General features: G+C 56.5%; 22 protein-coding genes and 1 pseudogene. 11 read left to right on the top strand and 12 right to left on the bottom strand.

Annotated elements, in window-relative coordinates:
* Positions 1 to 17: 17 nt before the first annotated feature.
* The 10 genes from rapZ to DU506_RS08745 form a co-directional block, all read right to left on the bottom strand.
* Positions 18 to 923, bottom strand: coding sequence for an RNase adapter RapZ (gene rapZ / locus DU506_RS08790; RefSeq protein ID WP_114486562.1), 906 nt, complete (start codon positions 921 to 923; stop codon positions 18 to 20).
* A 117-nt stretch (positions 924 to 1,040) separates the two neighbouring features.
* Positions 1,041 to 1,511, bottom strand: a complete 471-nt coding sequence (gene ptsN, locus DU506_RS08785; RefSeq protein WP_114486561.1) for a PTS IIA-like nitrogen regulatory protein PtsN — start codon at positions 1,509 to 1,511, stop codon at positions 1,041 to 1,043.
* Positions 1,512 to 1,515: 4 nt separating this feature from the next.
* Positions 1,516 to 1,827: a ribosome hibernation-promoting factor, HPF/YfiA family gene (gene hpf / locus DU506_RS08780; RefSeq protein ID WP_114486560.1), complete on the bottom strand. Its 312-nt coding sequence runs from the start codon at positions 1,825 to 1,827 to the stop codon at positions 1,516 to 1,518.
* Positions 1,828 to 1,975: 148 nt separating this feature from the next.
* Positions 1,976 to 2,272, bottom strand: a complete 297-nt coding sequence (gene tnpA / locus DU506_RS08775; RefSeq protein WP_114486559.1) for an IS200/IS605 family transposase — start codon at positions 2,270 to 2,272, stop codon at positions 1,976 to 1,978.
* Between the two features lie 436 nt (positions 2,273 to 2,708).
* Positions 2,709 to 4,127: an RNA polymerase factor sigma-54 gene (locus tag DU506_RS08770; protein WP_114486558.1), complete on the bottom strand. Its 1,419-nt coding sequence runs from the start codon at positions 4,125 to 4,127 to the stop codon at positions 2,709 to 2,711.
* 118 nt (positions 4,128 to 4,245) lie between these two features.
* Entirely contained in the window at positions 4,246 to 4,971 is a 726-nt protein-coding gene (lptB, locus tag DU506_RS08765) for an LPS export ABC transporter ATP-binding protein (protein WP_114486608.1), read from the bottom strand.
* Positions 4,972 to 5,021: 50 nt separating this feature from the next.
* Positions 5,022 to 5,519, bottom strand: coding sequence for a lipopolysaccharide transport periplasmic protein LptA (gene lptA, locus DU506_RS08760; RefSeq protein WP_114486557.1), 498 nt, complete (start codon positions 5,517 to 5,519; stop codon positions 5,022 to 5,024).
* A complete protein-coding gene (lptC, locus tag DU506_RS08755) occupies positions 5,516 to 6,106 on the bottom strand; it encodes an LPS export ABC transporter periplasmic protein LptC (protein ID WP_181870722.1) in 591 nt (196 codons plus the stop codon). Before lptC ends, lptA begins: the two co-directional genes overlap by 4 nt.
* A 1-nt stretch (position 6,107) precedes the next feature.
* The gene (locus DU506_RS08750; protein WP_114486556.1) at positions 6,108 to 6,650 is read right to left on the bottom strand and encodes a KdsC family phosphatase; all 543 of its coding nucleotides are present in this window, start codon (positions 6,648 to 6,650) and stop codon (positions 6,108 to 6,110) included.
* 56 nt (positions 6,651 to 6,706) lie between these two features.
* Entirely contained in the window at positions 6,707 to 7,693 is a 987-nt protein-coding gene (locus DU506_RS08745; protein ID WP_114486555.1) for a KpsF/GutQ family sugar-phosphate isomerase, read from the bottom strand.
* A 297-nt stretch (positions 7,694 to 7,990) separates the two neighbouring features.
* Here DU506_RS08745 and DU506_RS08740 point away from each other — a divergent pair, with 297 nt between their 5' ends.
* The 10 genes from DU506_RS08740 to hisD all read left to right on the top strand — a co-directional run bounded on the left by DU506_RS08740 (position 7,991) and on the right by hisD (position 16,230).
* A complete protein-coding gene (locus DU506_RS08740; RefSeq protein ID WP_114486554.1) occupies positions 7,991 to 8,815 on the top strand; it encodes an ABC transporter ATP-binding protein in 825 nt (274 codons plus the stop codon).
* Positions 8,816 to 8,826: 11 nt separating this feature from the next.
* Complete coding sequence (mlaE, locus tag DU506_RS08735; protein WP_114486553.1) at positions 8,827 to 9,618, top strand: lipid asymmetry maintenance ABC transporter permease subunit MlaE; 792 nt, start codon at positions 8,827 to 8,829, stop codon at positions 9,616 to 9,618.
* Between the two features lie 19 nt (positions 9,619 to 9,637).
* Positions 9,638 to 10,102: an outer membrane lipid asymmetry maintenance protein MlaD gene (mlaD, locus tag DU506_RS08730; protein WP_114486552.1), complete on the top strand. Its 465-nt coding sequence runs from the start codon at positions 9,638 to 9,640 to the stop codon at positions 10,100 to 10,102.
* Between the two features lie 44 nt (positions 10,103 to 10,146).
* A complete protein-coding gene (locus tag DU506_RS08725; protein ID WP_114486606.1) occupies positions 10,147 to 10,791 on the top strand; it encodes an MlaC/ttg2D family ABC transporter substrate-binding protein in 645 nt (214 codons plus the stop codon).
* On the top strand, positions 10,788 to 11,120 hold the full coding sequence (locus DU506_RS08720; protein WP_114486551.1) for an STAS domain-containing protein: 333 nt from the start codon (positions 10,788 to 10,790) through the stop codon (positions 11,118 to 11,120). Before DU506_RS08725 ends, DU506_RS08720 begins: the two co-directional genes overlap by 4 nt.
* A 195-nt stretch (positions 11,121 to 11,315) precedes the next feature.
* The gene (locus tag DU506_RS08715) at positions 11,316 to 12,428 is read left to right on the top strand and encodes an RNA-guided endonuclease InsQ/TnpB family protein (RefSeq protein ID WP_114486550.1); all 1,113 of its coding nucleotides are present in this window, start codon (positions 11,316 to 11,318) and stop codon (positions 12,426 to 12,428) included.
* Positions 12,429 to 12,671: 243 nt separating this feature from the next.
* On the top strand, positions 12,672 to 12,923 hold the full coding sequence (locus DU506_RS08710) for a BolA family protein (RefSeq protein ID WP_114486549.1): 252 nt from the start codon (positions 12,672 to 12,674) through the stop codon (positions 12,921 to 12,923).
* Between the two features lie 11 nt (positions 12,924 to 12,934).
* Entirely contained in the window at positions 12,935 to 14,197 is a 1,263-nt protein-coding gene (gene murA, locus DU506_RS08705; protein WP_114486548.1) for a UDP-N-acetylglucosamine 1-carboxyvinyltransferase, read from the top strand.
* A 25-nt stretch (positions 14,198 to 14,222) separates the two neighbouring features.
* Entirely contained in the window at positions 14,223 to 14,885 is a 663-nt protein-coding gene (gene hisG, locus DU506_RS08700) for an ATP phosphoribosyltransferase (RefSeq protein WP_114486605.1), read from the top strand.
* Between the two features lie 25 nt (positions 14,886 to 14,910).
* Positions 14,911 to 16,230 carry a histidinol dehydrogenase gene (gene hisD, locus DU506_RS08695; RefSeq protein ID WP_114486547.1) on the top strand — a complete coding sequence of 440 codons (1,320 nt, stop codon included), beginning with the start codon at positions 14,911 to 14,913 and terminating at the stop codon, positions 16,228 to 16,230.
* Between the two features lie 9 nt (positions 16,231 to 16,239).
* Here the strand turns inward: hisD and DU506_RS08690 are convergent, their stop codons facing one another.
* A complete protein-coding gene (locus tag DU506_RS08690) occupies positions 16,240 to 17,490 on the bottom strand; it encodes a Do family serine endopeptidase (RefSeq protein WP_114486546.1) in 1,251 nt (416 codons plus the stop codon).
* Positions 17,491 to 17,677: 187 nt separating this feature from the next.
* Entirely contained in the window at positions 17,678 to 18,115 is a 438-nt protein-coding gene (tnpA, locus tag DU506_RS08685; protein ID WP_114486545.1) for an IS200/IS605 family transposase, read from the bottom strand.
* A gap of 22 nt (positions 18,116 to 18,137) precedes the next feature.
* On the opposite strand from tnpA (DU506_RS08685), the pseudogene DU506_RS08680 reads away from it, so the two are divergent.
* Positions 18,138 to 18,429, top strand: a pseudogene (locus DU506_RS08680) (IS200/IS605 family accessory protein TnpB-related protein); the annotation flags it as partial.

Genomic DNA, 18,429 nt, shown 5'->3' with positions numbered 1-18,429 from the left:
GAGTTCTCAAGGAGACTCTAGTCACCGGCGAATTCTACTTGGCCTTTCTCGGCACCGAGGGTGTATTGCAGCCCTAGTTCACGATGGCGCAGGCTGATATTGCCATAATTTTTCACGATTTGTCTGGCTAGGCGTTCGGCCATATAAACCGACCGATGCTGACCACCGGTACAACCGATGGCCACCGTCACATAACTGCGTTGGCTACTTTGATAAGCGGGCAGCCAACGCTCCAGCCAGTCATGGATATCATTGTACATGCTGTGGACGATGGGAAAGTCATCAAGAAATTCGATGATAGTGGCATCGCGCCCATTCGATTGACGCAGCCGAGGGTCCCAGTAGGGGTTGGGTAGGCAGCGCACGTCAAATACCAGATCGGCGTCCAGGGGAACCCCGCGCTTATAACCAAACGACTCGAAGGTGAGCGCGAGTTGGTCACGTTGGTGATGAGCCACCTGTTCGACGAGACGGCGACGCAGGTCATGCACGGATAGCCGCGAGGTGTCGATCATCAGGTCGGAAAGATTACGGATCTCGCTGAGAGCCTTTTCCTCCTCGGTGATGGCTTCTTCCAGCGTCATGTCACTGTTGCGAGTCAATGGATGACGGCGACGTGTCGCTGAATAACGCTCCAGCAGAATACGGGCATCAGTGGTCAGGTAAATGACCTGGCAATCGATACCCCGTTCGCGCAATTCCATCAGTAGGCTAGGAAAACGCTCCAATGCGTAGGGCAGGTTGCGTGCATCGATACTCACCGCTAAATGGGTTCTTTCACTTTCCTGAGCCAGTTCATCTACCAGCGGACCCAGCAACATGGCGGGTAAGTTATCGATGGCGTAATAATCCAGGTCTTCCAGAGCTTGCAGAGCGATGGATTTTCCCGAGCCGGAGCGCCCGCTGATAATCACGAGTTGCATATGAATCTCCTGCTCCTGGCCAAGCACCACTCTGCAGCCTCTAGTGAGGGGCTACAAGGAGACACGAAAGTATAGCTGAATAAGGTGTTCGTAGACCGATACAGAAAACAATGAAGCTCAGGAAGCGTCCTGGTCTCGAATCGTTGTCATCAGTATATCAAGCAGTTCGCGTTGGCTGGCACTCTTGCGTAACTGAGCACGTGTGTCAGCATCGTTCATGATGGTGGCTACCTGGCCGAGAAGCGCAAGGTGGGTATCGTCGGCTTCTTCAGGTACCAGCAGTACAAACAGCAAGTCAACCGGGTCGCCGTCGATGGCGTCGAAATCCACAGGTTCTGCAAGCTTGAGAAAGCTGGCAATAGGGGCATCGCAGTGTGGGCTGCGCGCATGAGGGATGGCAACTCCATTGCCGATTCCCGTGCTGCCCAGGCGTTCTCTGCCAATGAGACGGCTGAAGACTTCCTGACTATCCAAGCTAGGGGTATTCTGAGCAATGAAGGTACTGAAAAACTCCAGTACACGCTTCTTACTCCCCCCGGGCACGTCGTAAAGCACGCGCTCAGGGGGCAGGATGGCTTTCAGTGACATCAGTTTAACGCGCCCCAGCGCCTTGGGCGCGGGCTTGTGCTTTTTCCTTGTGCTTGACGAGCTGGCGATCAATCTTGTCCGCCAAGGCGTCAATGGCAGCATACATATCCACATCCGTCGCTTCGGCATGCAATTCATCGATACCGCCGGCATGCAGGGTGCAGGTGGCTTGTTTACGCTCTTTTTCGACAGACAGGACCACTTGTACCGTGGTGATATTGTCGTAATGTCGCTCCACGCGCGCGAGTTTTTCGTTGACATAGTCACGCAAGGCGTCAGTCAGTTCCACATGATGACCGGTGATATTGACTTGCATTGACGTACTCCTTCTCTGTCGGGCTGTGATTTGATTGTAACCCTTTTTTCTTTCAAGCAAAGCCCTTGGGGAAAGATTCTTGAACCAACCCCGGCGCAATCTCGGTTGCTTTAGCTTCGAGTCAAGCCGGCTCGGCCAGGGAAGGCCGCTATCGGCGGCGTAGCCGCCGCGATTGTTGTTCACCTTGCTCGGAGGTGGGGCGTTGCTGGTCGGTGATGTACTGCGTCACGATATCCAGCGGTGCGCCCCCGCAACTGACGACGCAGTAGGACGGTGACCAGAACTGGCTGCCCCAGAGTTTGTCGGCGATGTCTTGTGCAAACTCCTTGCGTATCACGTAAGCACTCTTGCCTTTGAGCTTGCCGATAAAGTGAGACAGGGCTTTCTGCGGCGGGCAGATGACCAGCAGGTGGAGATGGTCGGCCTCGCCGTTAAACTCGATCAATTCGCCCTGGCGGCATAGGTTAGTTTAATGGCAAAGGACGTCCGCTGTATGACCTGGGTCTTGCCCACCCTGACCATTCATCGGGCCTTCGCCGGATGGGTGGGCATCAGCCAATCGCCTTGCTGACTTTTGACATAGACCCTCATGCATGACCCTCTGTCGGTCGATTGGTAAGAACGCACTGTGACACCACAGGGGTAAGGTTCGCTTCGGCCAGGTTAATCGGGCTTGTCATGCCAGGTTGACGGCCCCTTTCCCTCAGGACTGGTTACAACAAGGCGACAGAGCAAGGGACTAGCGAAACATCCCAGGGTGTCATGACCCGACTAACGTAGTGTGCCCAGAAGGCACCCTTGGCCTAGTCAACCAGGACTTGCACATCGTCTTGCAAGCCACGCATCATCAGCGCCGCTGATGATGCGTGGGTAATTGACGGCTATCTCAATCGACGGCGTTCACTGGAAGGGGGGATGCCCATGGCTTCGCGGTATTTGGCGACCGTGCGACGTGCCACCTTGATGCCGTTTTCCTGCAGCAGGGTTACGATTCGGCTATCGGAAAGCGGCTTGCCCGCAGGCTCTTCCTGAACCAGTTTCTTGAGCCGTGCGCGGATGGCCGTACTTGAATGGCTATCGCCCTGGCTTTCGCCGCCGCCGACCTGGCTGGAAAAAAAGTACTTGAGCTCGAAGACGCCACGCGGGGTATGGATATATTTTTGCGTCGTGACTCGCGAGATCGTGGATTCATGCATCTCAACGGCGTCGGCGATATCCGCCAGAATGAGGGGTTTCATGGCTTCTTCGCCATGCTCCAGAAAACCGATCTGACGAATAATGATTTCGCGTCCTACGCGCAGCAGGGTGTCATTGCGGCTGGATAGGCTCTTGATCAGCCAGCGTGCTTCCTGGAGGTGCTCTTTGAGAAACTGGTTATCATGGCTCTTGTCGGCGCGCTTGATCAGGCTTGCGTAATCCGGTTGAATCCTTAACCGAGGAAGCGCCTCAGGGTTGAGCTCCAGGTGCCAGCCTTGCGCATCATGGCGTACCACCAAGTCGGGAATCACATAACTATCGGTCGTTTCGGAAAAGGCGCTGCCCGGCCGTGGGTCGAGACTTCGAATCAGATGAATGACCTCATTCAACTGCTGGTCATCGAGACCCAGTCGGCGTTTGAGCATGCGTAAGTCGTCCTTGCCCAAGGCTTCCAGAAACTGACGCACCAGACGCCGTGCTTGGGGCAGCAACGGCGTCTCATCAGGTAATGTTGCCAGTTGAAGCATCAGGCATTCACGCAGATCTCGGGCGAAGACGCCGGTAGGCTCGAATTGTTGCAAGCGCAGCAGTATTCCTTCCATTTCTCGCAAGGTGATGCGCTCGACCTGTCCACGTAATCCTTCGCGGATTTCGTTGAGCGTCTGGGTCAGGTAACCGTTGGTATCGAGAGCATCGATAAGACTTTCCGCTACCAGCTGTTCGCGGTCGTCGAAATCAGTCATCGCAAGTTGCCAGAGCAAGCGACTTTGAAGGCTTTGCTCGGCGGCCTGGCGTTCAAAATCCGGTCCTTCCGAGGCGCCACCAACCGTAGGGCTCATGTCCTGGTAGGTATCCGACCAGTCGCTATCGACGGCAAGCTCCGTGGGGATATCCTCCGACCATTCCGGCTCGGGTGTTTCATTGACGGCTTGCTCGCCGAACTCATCTTCCTGTTCCAGCATCGGGTTGGTGTCGAGTGCCTGCTGAACTTCCTGTCGCAGATCAAGCGTGGATAACTGGAGCAATGCAATGGCCTGTTGCAATTGCGGCGTCATGGTCAGGTGAGTACCCATGCGCAATTGAAGTGAGGCTTTCATGACCATAGGGAAGTCCCGCTTGCTTGATCGAAAGTTTTTACCCTAGTGCGAGCCACGACCTGACGCAACCTAGCTTTTCGTAATGAGTAGCAATAAATATGCCACTAGGCTGGGGAGATGTTGCCTATAAGCGGAAATCGGCACCCAGATAAACGTCGCGCACCTGCTGGTTGTCTAAAATGCTTTTGGGGGGACCATTGGCGATGATCTGGCCGTCGCCGACGATATAAGCCGTATCGCAGATGTCCAAGGTTTCACGCACGTTGTGGTCGGTGATCAAGACGCCTATATGGCGTGCCTTGAGCGCGCGGATAATGGTCTTGATCTCACCCACGGAAATAGGGTCGACGCCGGCAAAAGGTTCGTCGAGCAGTATGAACGCTGGTTCGGTAGCGAGCGCGCGGGCGATTTCCACGCGCCTGCGCTCACCACCGGAAAGGCTCATGCCCAGGTTGTCGCGTATATGGGTGACATGAAAGTCTTCGAGTAACGCTTCCCGGCGCTTTTCGCGAGCGCTTCGATCAAGATCCTTGCGGGTTTCCAGAATTGCCATGATGTTGTCGGCCACCGACAGTTTGCGAAATATCGAGGCTTCCTGGGGCAGATAGCCGATGCCGGCCATGGCGCGTTCGTGCATGGGGGCGCCGCTGAGGTCATGCTCATCGATACTTACTTCGCCGGCATCGGCGCGTACCAGGCCGACGATCATGTAAAAAGAGGTTGTCTTGCCGGCCCCATTAGGACCCAACAGGCCGACCACGCTGCCTTGAGCGATCTCGAGACTGATGTCCTTGACCACGCGCCGGCGCTTGTAGCTCTTGGCCAGGTGGCGGGCATAAAGCGTTTTTATGCCCGGAGTAGACGTAGACGCTTCACGGTCGCCTGAGTGCACGGTTTGCCTCATTGTTGTTCGGGCTGGAGAGTCATGCGGATGCGTTGGGACTCCTGTCCTTCCACATCTGCGCGAGCCTGGATGACCTCTCGGTCGATGAAGTATTCCAGACGTCCCCCGGTAAAGCGGTCCCCGCCCTGAATCAGCTCGGCTTTATCGATCAGTTCCACTCGGCGTTCGGCAACGTGAAAAATGACCGTGCGGGCATAGCCTTCCAGAGGTTGATCCTGGTCTTGTGGATGATGACGAAGATAAGCACGATCCCCTGTGGCGATGGCACGTGACAGTTCGCCTGCTGAGTTACGCTGAATTTCGACACGGTCGCCTCTCAGGCGCATTTCGCCCTGACGAACTTCAACGTTACCGGCATATACCGCGGTACCGGTACGTTGATCCAGATCAAGACGGTCTGCCTCCACCTCGACCGGGGGAGGCGCCTGCTGGGCGAGTGCCACTGCCGGCAGCAGGGCCAGGCTCAGCAGCGTGGCTTGCAGAAACGTTTTCATGGGGTTTCCTCTTGCTCGTGCGTTGCCGCTGGGTGGTAGCCTTGCACATCGCCGGTCAGGCGAACCTGGCTATCGTTCAACCACGTATCCATGCGCAAGGCACGCATGTGCTGGGGGGGCTGTTGCAGCAGTACCGGGGCGTCGCTCCAAGCGTGGGCCTGACGGCTGTCATAGTGCAACACTTCGCTATCCAGTTGCCAGCCGCTCTCGGGGGCGATCAGCCGAGCCGAGCCGCTGAGTGACAAGCGATGGGTGGCGATGTCGACAGTGCCATTGTCGGCACTGGCTAGCCATTCTCGGCGTTGTTCGTCGTACAGCCTGGCTCTCGGCATCTCGACCTGTGTCAGTGAGTCCTGGGGAATATGCACCAGATGGGGAGTGCGGATGGACTGCTGGATAAGCCCATCGGCACCGAACAAGGTCATATCGGCACCTTCCAGGACATGATTGGGTTCCTCGGCCTGGGCAGCGGGGTCCACCGCTACTTCCTGGGGCGCCCGAGGGTCCAGGTAAACCAGCAACCCGCCGAGCAGGGCCACCATCCCGGCTATCCATAGCCAGCGCGGCAACAATGCTTGACGGCTCATCTCAGCGACGGCCGTGCAGGTAGGTGTCGATGACCGCACCCCAGTGTCCCTGCGCCTCGAGCAGGGTGTCGCAGATCTCGCGCACTGCCCCATGCCCCCCGTGGCGTTCGGTTACCCAGTCGGCATGTGACTGAATATAGACCGGTGCATGGGGGACGGTAATCCCGACGCCGGAACGTTTGATTGCCGCCAGGTCAGGCAGGTCATCGCCGCAATAAGCAACCTGGTCGAGCTCGATTCCGAGGCGCTGGCAGAGGTGGCGCAATGTGCCGAGTTTATCCTCGCAGCCCTGGGATACATGAGAAATTCCCAGAGCGGCTGCACGCTGGCTGACCATTGGCGAATCACGTCCGGTAATCAGGGCGACATGAATGCCGGCGCGCTTGAGCAGTTTGAGGCCATGCCCATCCTGGGTATGAAAGGCTTTGATTTCGATACCATCGGCCTGAAAGTAGAGCCGGCCATCGGTCAGAACGCCATCCACATCCAGGGCGAGCAAGCGCACGCGTCGCAGATGGTCGAGTAAAGCAGGCGATAGGGCCATGGAACCTCCAGTTGAAACGCTTCCAGGTTGAAGCGCTTTTGATTGAAAAGCCTTGTTTAAATCACGCCGCTGGCTAGAAGGTCGTGCATATGCAGCGCGCCGACAGGATGTTCATGCTGGTCGACGACGGCTAACGCCGTGATGCGATTGTCTTCCATGATGCGTACGGCTTCGGCGGCCAGCAGGTCGGGCGAAATGCGTTTGCCCGGTCGGGTCATGACATCCTCCACGTTCAAGTTGCGCAGATCATGGTGTTGATCCAGAGTGCGACGTAAATCACCATCGGTATAGACTCCGGCCAACCGACCTTCCTGGTCGACAACGCAGGTGAACCCGAGTCCTTGTCGGGTGATTTCCAGCAGAGCGTCGCGCAGGGGACTGCCCAGTGGCACCTGGGGCAAACGCGAGCCAGCATGCATCAAGTCCTTGACCCTGAGCAGGAGTCGCTTGCCCAAGCTTCCGCCTGGGTGGGAAAGGGCGAAATCCTCGGCGGTGAAGCCGCGCGCTTCGAGTAACGCCACGGCAAGGGCATCGCCCAGGGCCAATGCCGCCGTGGTGGAACTGGTGGGCGCGAGGTCCAGCGGACAGGCTTCTCGTTCCACGCCGCTGTCCAGATGGGCGTCGGCATGCTGTGCCAGTGTGGAACCGGGGCGCCCGGTCATGCTGACCAAGGGCGCACCCATGCGCTTGAGTAACGGCAGTAATGCGGTTACTTCGCTGGTTTCACCGGAATTGGACAGGGCCAGCACCACATCACCGCGGGTGATCATGCCTAAATCCCCATGGCTGGCTTCGCCGGGATGAACGAAAAAAGCCGGGGTGCCGGTGCTGGCGAGGGTGGCGGCAATCTTGCCGGCGATATGCCCGGATTTGCCCATGCCGGTTACCACCACGCGTCCAGTACACGCCAGAATCAACTGACAAGCCTGATCGAATCCGGCATCCAGTTTTCCGATCAAGGCGCCGATAGCCGCCTGCTCCACCATCAGGGTGCGCACAGCGCTCTCGCGTAGCAAGGAAGTGAGGGGGACGGGCTGACTCATGGCGGATGGCTCAAGAAAGTGAATGAACGTTTATGCACAGGATAACATCCTCGAAGGAGATGCCCGAGACGTAATAGCCGGATGTTTATCGCTTGACGCTAGCTATAAGGGTTAGGATACGATGTTCGATAATGTTTTTGAAACCGTGTTTTTGAAACTATCTTTTTGAAGCCATGTTTTTAACATCGTGTTTTAAAATGGTTATTGAGCGGTTTTCTCATTCGCAACTATTCTATCGTCGACCTCAGCAATGGCCTGCTGTCGACCTTATGCGCCATTTTTTGATAGTGAGTCATCATGACTGACGTTCCATTTGTTGAAATTGAAGATCTGCACTTCACGTTCGGTGGGCGTGAAATATTTCGTGGCATCAATATGGCGATTCCTCACGGACGTATTACCGCCATCATGGGGCCGAGCGGGACTGGAAAAACCACCTTGCTCAAATTGATCGGAGGGCAGCTGACGCCGGACAGTGGGCGGGTGCTGATCGATGGCCAGGATGTACACCGCTTGTCACGCAAGGCGCTGTTCGAGCTGCGCAAGCGCATGGGTATGTTGTTTCAGAGCGGGGCGCTGTTTTCCGATCTGGACGTGTTCGAAAATGTGGCGTTCCCGCTACGGGTACATACGGACTTGCCGGAACCGATGATCCGCGACCTAGTACTGCTGAAACTTCAGTCGGTAGGCTTGCGTGGTGCCCGTGCCCTGACCCCCGCTGAACTGTCCGGCGGCATGGCGCGTCGGGTTGCCTTGGCGCGGGCCGTAGCGCTGGACCCGGAATTAATTCTCTATGATGAGCCTTTTGTCGGTCAGGATCCCATTTCCATGGGGGTATTGGTGGAGTTGATCCGTCGGCTTAGTCAAGCGCTTGAGCTGACGTCCATTGTGGTGTCTCACGACATCAAGGAAACCCTGTCGATCGCTGATTACGTTTACCTGATTTCCGATGGCAAGGTGGTGGCTGAAGGAACACCCAAGTCGCTGGATACCCACGCCGACCCTCGAGTGAGTCAGTTCGTGCATGGTGAGCCCGATGGGCCGGTGCCGTTTCATTATCCGGCACCGGATTTCTATAGCGATATTCTTGACGATGCGACGGCATCTGGAGGTCATCCTTGAGTGAAAGTGGAATGACGAAAGGTATTGAAAGCCTTGCTCGCTGGGGTCGTAAAGGGTGCGATTCCTTCGAGTCGCTGGGCCGCGCGGGGATTTTTCTCGCCCAGTCGGCAGTGGCGGTGCCTTCGCGTGAGGGGCTGCGCCTATGGCTGCATCAAATATATTTCGTCGGTGTATTGTCGCTGGCGATTGTGCTGGTGTCGGGGTTATTCATTGGCATGGTGTTGGCCTTGCAGGGTTACACCATCCTGGTGGATTTCGGTGCCGAACAGGCGTTGGGGCAAATGGTGGCGCTGTCCTTGCTGAGGGAGTTGGCACCTGTGGTTGCGGCGTTGCTGTTTGCCGGGCGAGCAGGGTCGGCCCTGACGGCAGAAATTGGCTTGATGAAAGCCACCGAACAGCTCACCAGCATGGAGATGATCGGTGTCGACCCACTACGGCGTATCGTGGCTCCCCGATTGTGGGCCGGGTTCGTATCGCTGCCCGTACTTACCATTGGCTTCAGTGTGGTCGGCATTTGGGGCGGGTATTTGGTCGGGGTGGAATGGCTAGGCGTATTTGAAGGCTCTTATTGGAGCAACATGCAGGCCAGCGTTTCATTTCTCGATGATGTCGGCAACGGCATCATCAAAAGCCTGGTGTTTGCCTTGGTGGTGACCTGGATCGCAGTATTTCAGGGCTACGATCTTGTGCCTACCTCTGAGGGTATTTCACGTGCGACGACACGTACCGTGGTGTATTCCTCACTGGCGGTACTGGGCCTCGACTTTGTGTTGACCGTGGTGATGTTCGGTGGTCTTTCTTGATTTTTTGGAGCATTTTTCAATGAAGCGCAGTAAGACAATGGAGTTAGGCGTGGGACTTTTCATGCTGGCCGGTATCCTTGGGTTAGTGTTTCTGGGGTTGCGTGTCAGTGGCGTGACGCTCTCCGCTCCTGCCGAGTCCTTTCAATTGGAAGCCAACTTCGCCAATGTCGGCGGGTTGCGCCCGCGCGCACGGGTCACCATGGCGGGAGTGACCGTGGGTAGGGTTGAAGCTATCGAACTGGATACCGAATGGTTCGATGCGCGAGTGACATTGCGCCTGGATGGCGAACTCGAGGGGCAGTTATCCCGCGATACCACTGCCGCCATACTCACTGCCGGCTTGTTGGGGGAGCAGTACGTGGGGTTGAGTGTGGGTGGCGACCCAGAGGCACTGGAGGCCGGCGATACTATTACCGATACTCAGTCTGCGCTGGTGCTTGAAGAACTAATTCAGCAATTCATATCCAATATGGTCAGTGGTTGAAACTACCTTGTTTGATTGGCTTGTGCCCAGGAGGGCTTATGAGTATGAAACGTCACTGTGTAACCTTGCTCGCAATATTGCTGCTGGTAGTGCCATTGCACCTGCAAGCGCAAGCGCCGAGCCAGAGTCCGGAAGCATTGATTCGTGAAAATATTACCGATTTCATGGACGAATTAGAGAATCGAGAAGATTATTACGCTGACAATATTGATGAACTCGAGGCGCTGGTTGAGTCGAGTCTCGAAGAAGTGGCGGATTTTCGCTATATCGGGGCCAGCGTGATGGGCAGGTACTATCAGAACGCCACGCCGGAACAGCGCAGTCGCTTTGCCGACATCTTTCGTCAGACATTGATCGACACCTACACCAAGGGGCTGGTGACGTTCGATTATGACGAACTGCGAGTACTGGATGTCCAGCAGCCACAGCGTCAGGAAGATCAGGCCAGTGTGGCAATGGAAATCGTGGCCACCGATAGTTCGGTATATCCAGTGAGCTACAGCCTGCGGCTTTCGAATGGCGAATGGCGTGTGGTGAATGTGATCGTCAATGGCATCAATCTGGGGTTGACGTTCCGTAATCAGTTTGACCAAGCCATGCGTGACCATAATCGTGACTATGATGCGGTTATCAACAACTGGTCGCCTGAGCTTGCCGTGGAAGAGCTTGAAGAAGGAGGAGGTGCGTGAGCTTGCTTCTTGAAGAGCCCGCATTTCGCTTGAGCGCGCAAGACAGTACCTTGTGCGTTCAAGGTGAGGTTGATGTTTCGGTGGCGGCACGATTGGCGACTGCTGGAAGTGAATGGTTGATGCAGCAAGCTCCCGGTACTGAAGTTCGCTTCGATTTCACGCAAGTCGAAAAGGCCAGCAGCGCCGCCTTGAGCGTATTGTTGCAATGGTTACGTGTCAGCCGTGACCAGAAGTTGCTTTTCCAGGAGGCTGCCTTGTCGCAACCTCTGCGCCGTCTGTCCGCCTTGGCTGAACTCGATAGCCTGATTGGCGTAGCCGAATCGTCCTGATAATCCTGCCTAATGTGGGTGTAGACGGCTGACGTCGCCAAGCTATCCACATCGTCAAGCAGGGCGCTTTTCTTTATCGAAAAGCGCGTAATACCCAACCCAAGCTATGCATTGGGTGGGGTATTATAGCGTCGTGGCTCCCATGAGGGTGCCTGGCACTTGCAAACTTACAAGACACGGCTTACTCTGTAACCTATGCAAACCGAACGCGCCTACAAATACCGATTCTACCCGACGCCCGAGCAGGAAATCCTGTTGGCGCGAACGTTTGGGTGCGTGCGGTTTGTCTGGAACGCGGTGCTGCGCTATCGCACCGATGCGTTTTACGAGCACAAAGAGAAAATCGGTTACAACGACGCCAGCATTTTCCTGACGCAGTTGAAAAAACAGCCTGACACCGCGTTCCTGGCCGAGGTCAGTTCGGTGCCCTTGCAGCAATGCCTGCGCCATCAACAAACGGCGTTCAAGCATTTCTTTGCCAAGCGAGCCAACTATCCCCGCTTCAAGTCAAAGAAACATCGCCAATCGGCCACCTTTGCCAGTTCGGCGTTTTCGTATCGCAACGGCGAGATCGCACTGGCCAAGTGCAAGGAACCGCTTAACATCCGCTGGAGCCGCGAGCTTCCGTCAGCCCCCAGCACCGTCACGGTGTCCCAAGACCGCGCCGGTCGCTACTTTATCAGCTGCCTGTGCAAAGTGGACGCCGAATCACTGACCATCACGCCGAAGATGGTGGGCATTGATCTCGGCTTGAAAGACCTGTTCGTGACCAGTGACGGTAGGCGGGTCAACAACCCCCGCCATACGGTGCGTCACGCACGCAAATTGGCGCGGGCGCAACGGCAACTGAGCCGTAAGCAAAAAGGCTCGAACAATCGGGCGAAAGCAAAGCAGAAAGTGGCCAGGCGCCACGCGAAAATCGCCGATACCCGGCTTGACCACCTTCATAAACTCACCCGGCAGATCGTCAACGAGAACCAAGTGATCTGTGCTGAAAGCCTCACGGTGAAAAATATGATCAAGAACCGGTCTCTGGCGAAAGCCATCAGCGATGTTGGTTGGGGGGAGCTGGTGCGCCAGCTCGACTACAAGGCCGCATGGGCGGGGCGCCAGTTCGTCCAGATCGACCGTTGGTACCCCAGCAGCAAGCGCTGCCATGGCTGCGGGTTTGTCGTCGAATCCTTGCCGCTCAATGTTCGCACATGGGACTGCCCGGACTGCGGCACCCAAGGCATCGACCGCGACATCAATGCCGCTCGCAACATTCTACAAGCCGGCACCGCGCTGTTAGCCGGTGCTGAGAGTTGAAACAATACCGAGGGGCACTCGGGAATATACGCCTGTGGAGTTTGTGTAAGGCCGGCAATGCCAAGGCTTTGAGGCGACGGACAACGAAGCAGGAATCAGGAAGGTGACGACCTGGGAGTCCGCCACTAAAATCTATGATTTAGTGGTCGGAGGATGTCAACATGTTCCATATTGATCTACGGGTTCGGGCCGAGCTCGCAGCGTATCGTATTTCTTATTCCTATCGAAGGAGCGTTCAATTCCATGCAACCCAATGAAGTCAAGTCACTGCTCGAGTCACGTCTGGATGGATGTGACGTCCACGTGCAAGGAGAGGGCTGCAACTTTCAGGTTGTAGCAGTGGGTGATGCGTTCGAAGGGCTGTCTCCGGTCAAGCGTCAGCAACTGGTTTATGCAGCGCTGAGTGATGAAATTGCTTCGGGCGCCTTACACGCCGTCAGCATCAAGACATATACGCCGGCGCAATGGCAAACTGCGCCGGAAAACGCTCAATAAGGGCGGCTGCCATGGATAAATTAATCATTACGGGTAGCGGTCGCGTCGACGGTGAGGTTTGGATAAGTGGCGCCAAGAATGCCGCCTTGCCAATCTTGTGTGCCAGCTTGCTGGCTGATGGGCCGGTGGTCATAGGTAACTTGCCGCATCTTCAAGACATCACTACCACGCTTGAATTGCTCGGACGAATGGGCGTCGAGCCGGTGATGGGCGATAAAATGACCATCCAACTCGATGGTTCTCAGGTCAAGGATTGCCACGCGCCTTATGAGCTGGTCAAAAAGATGCGTGCCTCCATTCTGGTGTTGGGACCTTTGCTGGCGCATTTCGGCAAGGCGGATGTGTCGCTGCCAGGCGGTTGTGCAATTGGTTCGCGCCCGGTAGACCTGCATATTCGGGGTCTCGAGGCCATGGGCGCCGACATTCGTGTGGAAAACGGTTATATCCGCGCTCGGGTTGACGGTCGTCTTAAAGGTGCCACTATTTTCTTCGATACCGTAACGGTTACCGGTACCGAAAACCTGCTGATGGCGGCGACTCTGGCGGAAGGAACGACGGTGTTGGAAAATGCCGCTCGTGAACCTGAAATCGTCGACCTGGCGGAATGTCTGATTGCCATGGGCGCTGATATTCACGGCCATGGTAGCGATACCATTACCATCAACGGTGTCGAGAAACTGCATGGTTGCGAACATCAGGTCATGCCTGACCGTATCGAAACCGGCACATTTCTGGTGGCGGCGGCCATGACCGGTGGGCGCGTCAAGGTCAAGCGCACGCGAGCCGATATTCTCGATGCAGTTCTCGCCAAGCTGGAAGAGGCGGGTGCCGAGATTACCACCGGGGACGATTGGATAGCGCTGGATATGCATGGTAAGCGGCCTCGTGCGGTCAATATACGTACCGCACCTTACCCGGCCTTTCCTACCGATATGCAGGCACAATTCGTCGCGATGAATGCGGTGGCCGTGGGTACCTCTCGAGTGGTCGAGACGATCTTCGAAAATCGTTTCATGCACGTTCAAGAACTTAACCGCATGGGTGCCAATATCGCTCTGGAGGGTAATACCGCGATGATTACCGGCGTCGAGCGGTTATCCGGTGCCCCGGTGATGGCGACCGACCTACGCGCCTCGGCATCGCTTGTGATTGCCGCCATGATGGCGGAAGGCGAAACCCTGGTGGATCGCATCTATCACATTGACCGGGGCTATGAGTGCATCGAGGAAAAACTCCAACTGCTGGGTGCGCGTATTCGCCGTATTCCGGGCTGATCCGCTTTCAACCATTGGCGACGACATGAGCAAGCAACTGATTCTGGCCCTTTCCAAAGGGCGTATTCTCGATGAAACCTTGCCACTGCTGGCGGATGCCGGTATCACACCGATTGAAGACTTGGGCAAGAGTCGCAAACTGTTATTCGACACCAACCTGCCCGACGTCAAGCTGGTGGTGATCCGTGCAACTGACGTGCCGACCTATGTGCAGCTGGGAGCTGCGGATATGGGCGTGGCGGGAAAAGATGTGCTGCTGGAACATGGCGCTGAAGGGTTGTATGAACCCTTGGATTTGAATATTGCCCAGTGCAAGCTGATGACCGCCGGGATGGTGGGAGCGGCACCGGCGGCCCATGCCCGTCGCAGGGTGGCGACCAAGTTCGTCAATGTGGCGCGGCGTTATTATGCCGAGCAGGGTATCCAGGCCGAAGTGATAAAGCTCTATGGCGCTATGGAGCTTGCGCCACTGATGAACCTTGCCGATGAGATCGTGGACATTGTCGATACCGGCAATACATTGCGAGCCAATGGCATGGAACCGCGCGAGTTGATCGATATGATCAGTACGCGTCTGGTGGTCAACAAGGCGGCGATGACCATGAAGCACGACAGGATCAAGCCCCTGATAGAGCGTTTGAGCGAGGCGGTAGCCAAGCGCCGGGCGTCAGCCACTCCCGTTAACTGAATGATGCAAGAAGGAGCACCTTCGCATGAGCGAGCAATTTCCCCCGGTAGCAATGACCCGTTTAGCCACCCAGGAAGCGGATTTCAATCAGCATCTAGATAGGTTGTTGGCGTGGGAAGGGGTCTCCGATAGTACGGTTCAGCAGCGCGTTCACGAAATCCTGACGGCAGTAAAGGAGCATGGCGATAGTGCCGTGATCGAAGCCACCAATCGTTTTGACCGTCTTGCTGTAACGAGCATGGAAGAACTGACGCTGTCGGCGGAACGCTTGCAGCAGGCCTACGAGGGGTTACCCGCTGTCCAGCGGGAGGCATTGACCCAGGCGGCGGAGCGCATCCGTGCTTATCATGAACGGCAAAAACCCACGTCCTGGCAATATGAAGAGGCTGACGGCACGGTGCTGGGGCAAAAGGTGACCCCGCTGGACCGTGCCGGTATTTACGTGCCAGGGGGCAAGGCCGCTTATCCGTCGTCGGTGCTGATGAATGCCATTCCCGCCCATGTTGCCGGAGTACGTGAGATCGTCATGGTGGTGCCCACCCCGGACGGTATTCTCAATGAGCTGGTGCTGGCCGCGGCTCACCTGGCAGGGGTTGACCATGTTTTCACTATTGGTGGGGCGCAGGCGGTAGCCGCCCTTGCCTATGGTACCCAGACGGTACCGCGTGTGGACAAGGTGGTCGGCCCCGGCAATATCTACGTGGCCACGGCCAAGCGTGCCGTCTTCGGGCAGGTAGGCATCGACATGATCGCCGGACCCTCGGAAATTCTCGTCGTGTCGGACGGAAAGACTGATAGCGACTGGTTGGCGATGGACCTGTTTTCCCAAGCCGAACACGATGAAGATGCACAAGCTATCCTGGTCAGCTGGGATGCCGCACATCTGGATGCTGTGGCTGAATCGATCGAACGGTTACTCCCCACCATGGAGCGAGAGGCAATCATACGGGAGTCCCTGGCTCGGCGTGGCGCTCTGATTCACTGCAATGATAGGGACGAGGCGCTTGTACTGATCAACCGGATTGCGCCGGAGCATCTGGAGCTTTCCGTGGAAGCGCCAGAATCCTGGTTAAGCGAAGTCCGTCATGCGGGCGCAATCTTCATGGGGCGCTATACCGCCGAGGCATTGGGCGATTACTGTGCCGGCCCCAACCATGTGTTGCCGACCTCGGGAACCACGCGTTTTTCCTCGCCGTTGGGGGTGTACGATTTCCAGAAGCGCTCCTCGATTATTCATTGTTCTGCCGCTGGCGCCTCGGAACTTGGCAAGTTGGCCTCCACCTTGGCGCGTGGCGAATCGCTTACCGCCCACGCGCGCTCGGCCGAGTACCGTATTCGAAAGTAACGTAACGGCTCAGGGGGTGGACCCGTCTTGCTCCGCCCTGCGCTGTGCTTTCAGGGTGGGGACTGGACGCTCGCCTACTTCAAGCGTTATCTGCAGGCGTTCGCCGCTACGTACCACGGTCAGTGGGAGCGTGGTGCCGGGGGGGATGGAGGCGATCTCGCTCATGGTCGTGGGGGCGTCCATGATGGGGCGACCATCCACTTCGAGCAGCACGTCCCCGGGTTGTAGGCCGGCTTCTGCGGCTGGACCGTCTTCAACTACACTGGATACGATCACCCCCTGGGGGGCGCGTAATCCGAAAGATGCAGCCAGTTCGCGGGATAATGCCTGGGCTTCAATGCCCAGCCAGCCACGAATCACTCGTCCTTGAGTGACGAGTTCATCAAGAATGCTGTGGGCCAGGTTGGCCGGAATGGCGAAGCCGATACCTTGCGAGCCACCCGAGCGGGAGAAGATGGCAGTATTAATTCCGACCAGGGCTCCCTCAGCATTGACCAGAGCACCGCCGGAGTTGCCGGGGTTGATGGCCGCATCGGTCTGAATAAAGTCTTCGTAAGCGTTAAGCCCCAGATGGTTGCGCCCTGTTGCGCTGATGATTCCCATGGTCACAGTCTGACCGACCCCAAAAGGGTTGCCGATAGCCAAGGCAACGTCACCCACAGCCACTGCCGTGGAATCGGCCAATGTAATACTTGGTAAACTCTCAAGGGGAATGCGCAACACTGCCAGGTCGCTTTCGGGGTCAGTGCCTATCACTTCGGCCAAGGTTTCTCTACCGTCACGCAGGGCTACCTGTATTTCATCGGCGCCGCTGATCACGTGATGATTGGTCAATACATAACCATCCTGGCTGACGATGACCCCAGACCCCAGGCTTGACAGCATGCGTTGCTGATTAGTGATGTCGTCACCGCCGAAAAACTGCTGGAAAAAGGGGTCGGACATCAACGGATGTTGATCGCGTTCAACGATGCGCGAGGAATAGATGTTGACCACCGCAGGCGCTGCTTGATTGACTGCCTCGGCGTAACTGACGGGTCCTTGCATGCTGGAAAGCGGTGCCGCTTGGCGTATTTCAGGGGCCGAGCGGACAGGCGCCTGTTCCGTTGTAGGCACCAAGGGCAACGAGGGGGATGGTGTTTCAGGTGCGGTAGGGCTTAATGGCGAAGACAGCTGCTCGGGAAAGACGACAAGTAACAGGCCGGCGAGCAGAACTCCGGCAATGACGGGCCAGATATAAGGCAGCATTAAGCGTGGCATGCAACGTTTCCCTTGGTCCAGGCAGTGGCTCACAGCGACCCTGCCGATATTTTACAATGGCGTTATCCTAACACTTTCAGTTCGACCTGCTCATTGCCGAGTGCGCTGGTTTCGAAGAATCCGTTTGCAGAGAGTGTTTGAGCAATTTAAGCCGCGCCTCCTACGCATCGACGCGCAGCGTGATGCGCTAGTCGAGCGGCTGCCCGAGCTTGCGAGGGTCATCTTGGTTTTCGATATAGCGTAGAAGCGTCTCTATGTTGGCGCGACCGCCCACGCTGATCAGCGCGTAAGCGCGGTTCCAGAAGTACGGCTTCCAGTAATAAGGAGCGAGTTCATTCGCATACTCCTTGCGCATTCGGCGTGCGGTGACCGACTTCAGGTTTTTTACCAGGTCAGACGGTTTGACCGTCGGTGGCGTCTCGAACAGCAAGTGAACATGATCGGCCTCACCGCCAAACTCTATCAACTCGCAACCCCACTGATGCAGCAGGTCCCGGAGGATCATTTCAATACGATCTAGCATTGGCGCGGTCAAGCATTTATGTCGATACTTCATCGACAACACTAGATGGTAATACAGTCTGTAAGCACTATGATTACGGGTTCTAAGGTTTGATGCTTCCATTATCATCACCTACGATTAGAGTATGCCAGCTAAGATGATACGCACGGACAAGTGGCCGTTACAAACCACGTTGCAACAACGACAGTTGATGCAGGATACGCGGGATGAATACCGTGCCTTTTGTCGTGCGCTATCGGTGGTGGTGCTCAATAATTGGGCAACGTTACAGCAGGCGCCCAGCTTTTCGGTAGCAGTCGAGCGGTTAATCCACCCAACGAAAAAGAACCCGTCACCTCGCCATCACTATTTTGCTCAGCGGTTCTACAAGTTCCCGTCTTACCTACGCCGTGCCGCTATCGAGTTCGTCAAAGGCC

It is taken from the genome of Vreelandella rituensis (assembly GCF_003336665.1).
GTDB lineage: Bacteria > Pseudomonadota > Gammaproteobacteria > Pseudomonadales > Halomonadaceae > Vreelandella > Vreelandella rituensis.
The sequence above is the reverse complement of the archived record's forward strand: the minus strand, read 5'-3'. Positions and strand labels throughout refer to the sequence as shown.

Coding starts and splice junctions, on each gene's coding strand:
- DU506_RS08710 (WP_114486549.1), top strand. CDS start 12,672: ATGCAACCCAATGAAGTCAAGTCACTGCTCGAGTCACGTCTGGATGGA.
- DU506_RS08740 (WP_114486554.1), top strand. CDS start 7,991: ATGACTGACGTTCCATTTGTTGAAATTGAAGATCTGCACTTCACGTTC.
- DU506_RS08770 (WP_114486558.1), bottom strand. CDS start 4,127: ATGGTCATGAAAGCCTCACTTCAATTGCGCATGGGTACTCACCTGACC.
- murA (WP_114486548.1), top strand. CDS start 12,935: ATGGATAAATTAATCATTACGGGTAGCGGTCGCGTCGACGGTGAGGTT.
- DU506_RS08745 (WP_114486555.1), bottom strand. CDS start 7,693: ATGAGTCAGCCCGTCCCCCTCACTTCCTTGCTACGCGAGAGCGCTGTG.
- tnpA (WP_114486545.1), bottom strand. CDS start 18,115: ATGGAAGCATCAAACCTTAGAACCCGTAATCATAGTGCTTACAGACTG.
- hpf (WP_114486560.1), bottom strand. CDS start 1,827: ATGCAAGTCAATATCACCGGTCATCATGTGGAACTGACTGACGCCTTG.
- lptC (WP_181870722.1), bottom strand. CDS start 6,106: ATGAGCCGTCAAGCATTGTTGCCGCGCTGGCTATGGATAGCCGGGATG.
- DU506_RS08690 (WP_114486546.1), bottom strand. CDS start 17,490: ATGCCACGCTTAATGCTGCCTTATATCTGGCCCGTCATTGCCGGAGTT.
- DU506_RS08715 (WP_114486550.1), top strand. CDS start 11,316: ATGCAAACCGAACGCGCCTACAAATACCGATTCTACCCGACGCCCGAG.
- hisG (WP_114486605.1), top strand. CDS start 14,223: ATGAGCAAGCAACTGATTCTGGCCCTTTCCAAAGGGCGTATTCTCGAT.
- DU506_RS08725 (WP_114486606.1), top strand. CDS start 10,147: ATGAAACGTCACTGTGTAACCTTGCTCGCAATATTGCTGCTGGTAGTG.
- DU506_RS08750 (WP_114486556.1), bottom strand. CDS start 6,650: ATGGCCCTATCGCCTGCTTTACTCGACCATCTGCGACGCGTGCGCTTG.
- mlaD (WP_114486552.1), top strand. CDS start 9,638: ATGAAGCGCAGTAAGACAATGGAGTTAGGCGTGGGACTTTTCATGCTG.
- hisD (WP_114486547.1), top strand. CDS start 14,911: ATGAGCGAGCAATTTCCCCCGGTAGCAATGACCCGTTTAGCCACCCAG.
- lptA (WP_114486557.1), bottom strand. CDS start 5,519: ATGAAAACGTTTCTGCAAGCCACGCTGCTGAGCCTGGCCCTGCTGCCG.
- mlaE (WP_114486553.1), top strand. CDS start 8,827: ATGACGAAAGGTATTGAAAGCCTTGCTCGCTGGGGTCGTAAAGGGTGC.
- rapZ (WP_114486562.1), bottom strand. CDS start 923: ATGCAACTCGTGATTATCAGCGGGCGCTCCGGCTCGGGAAAATCCATC.
- ptsN (WP_114486561.1), bottom strand. CDS start 1,511: ATGTCACTGAAAGCCATCCTGCCCCCTGAGCGCGTGCTTTACGACGTG.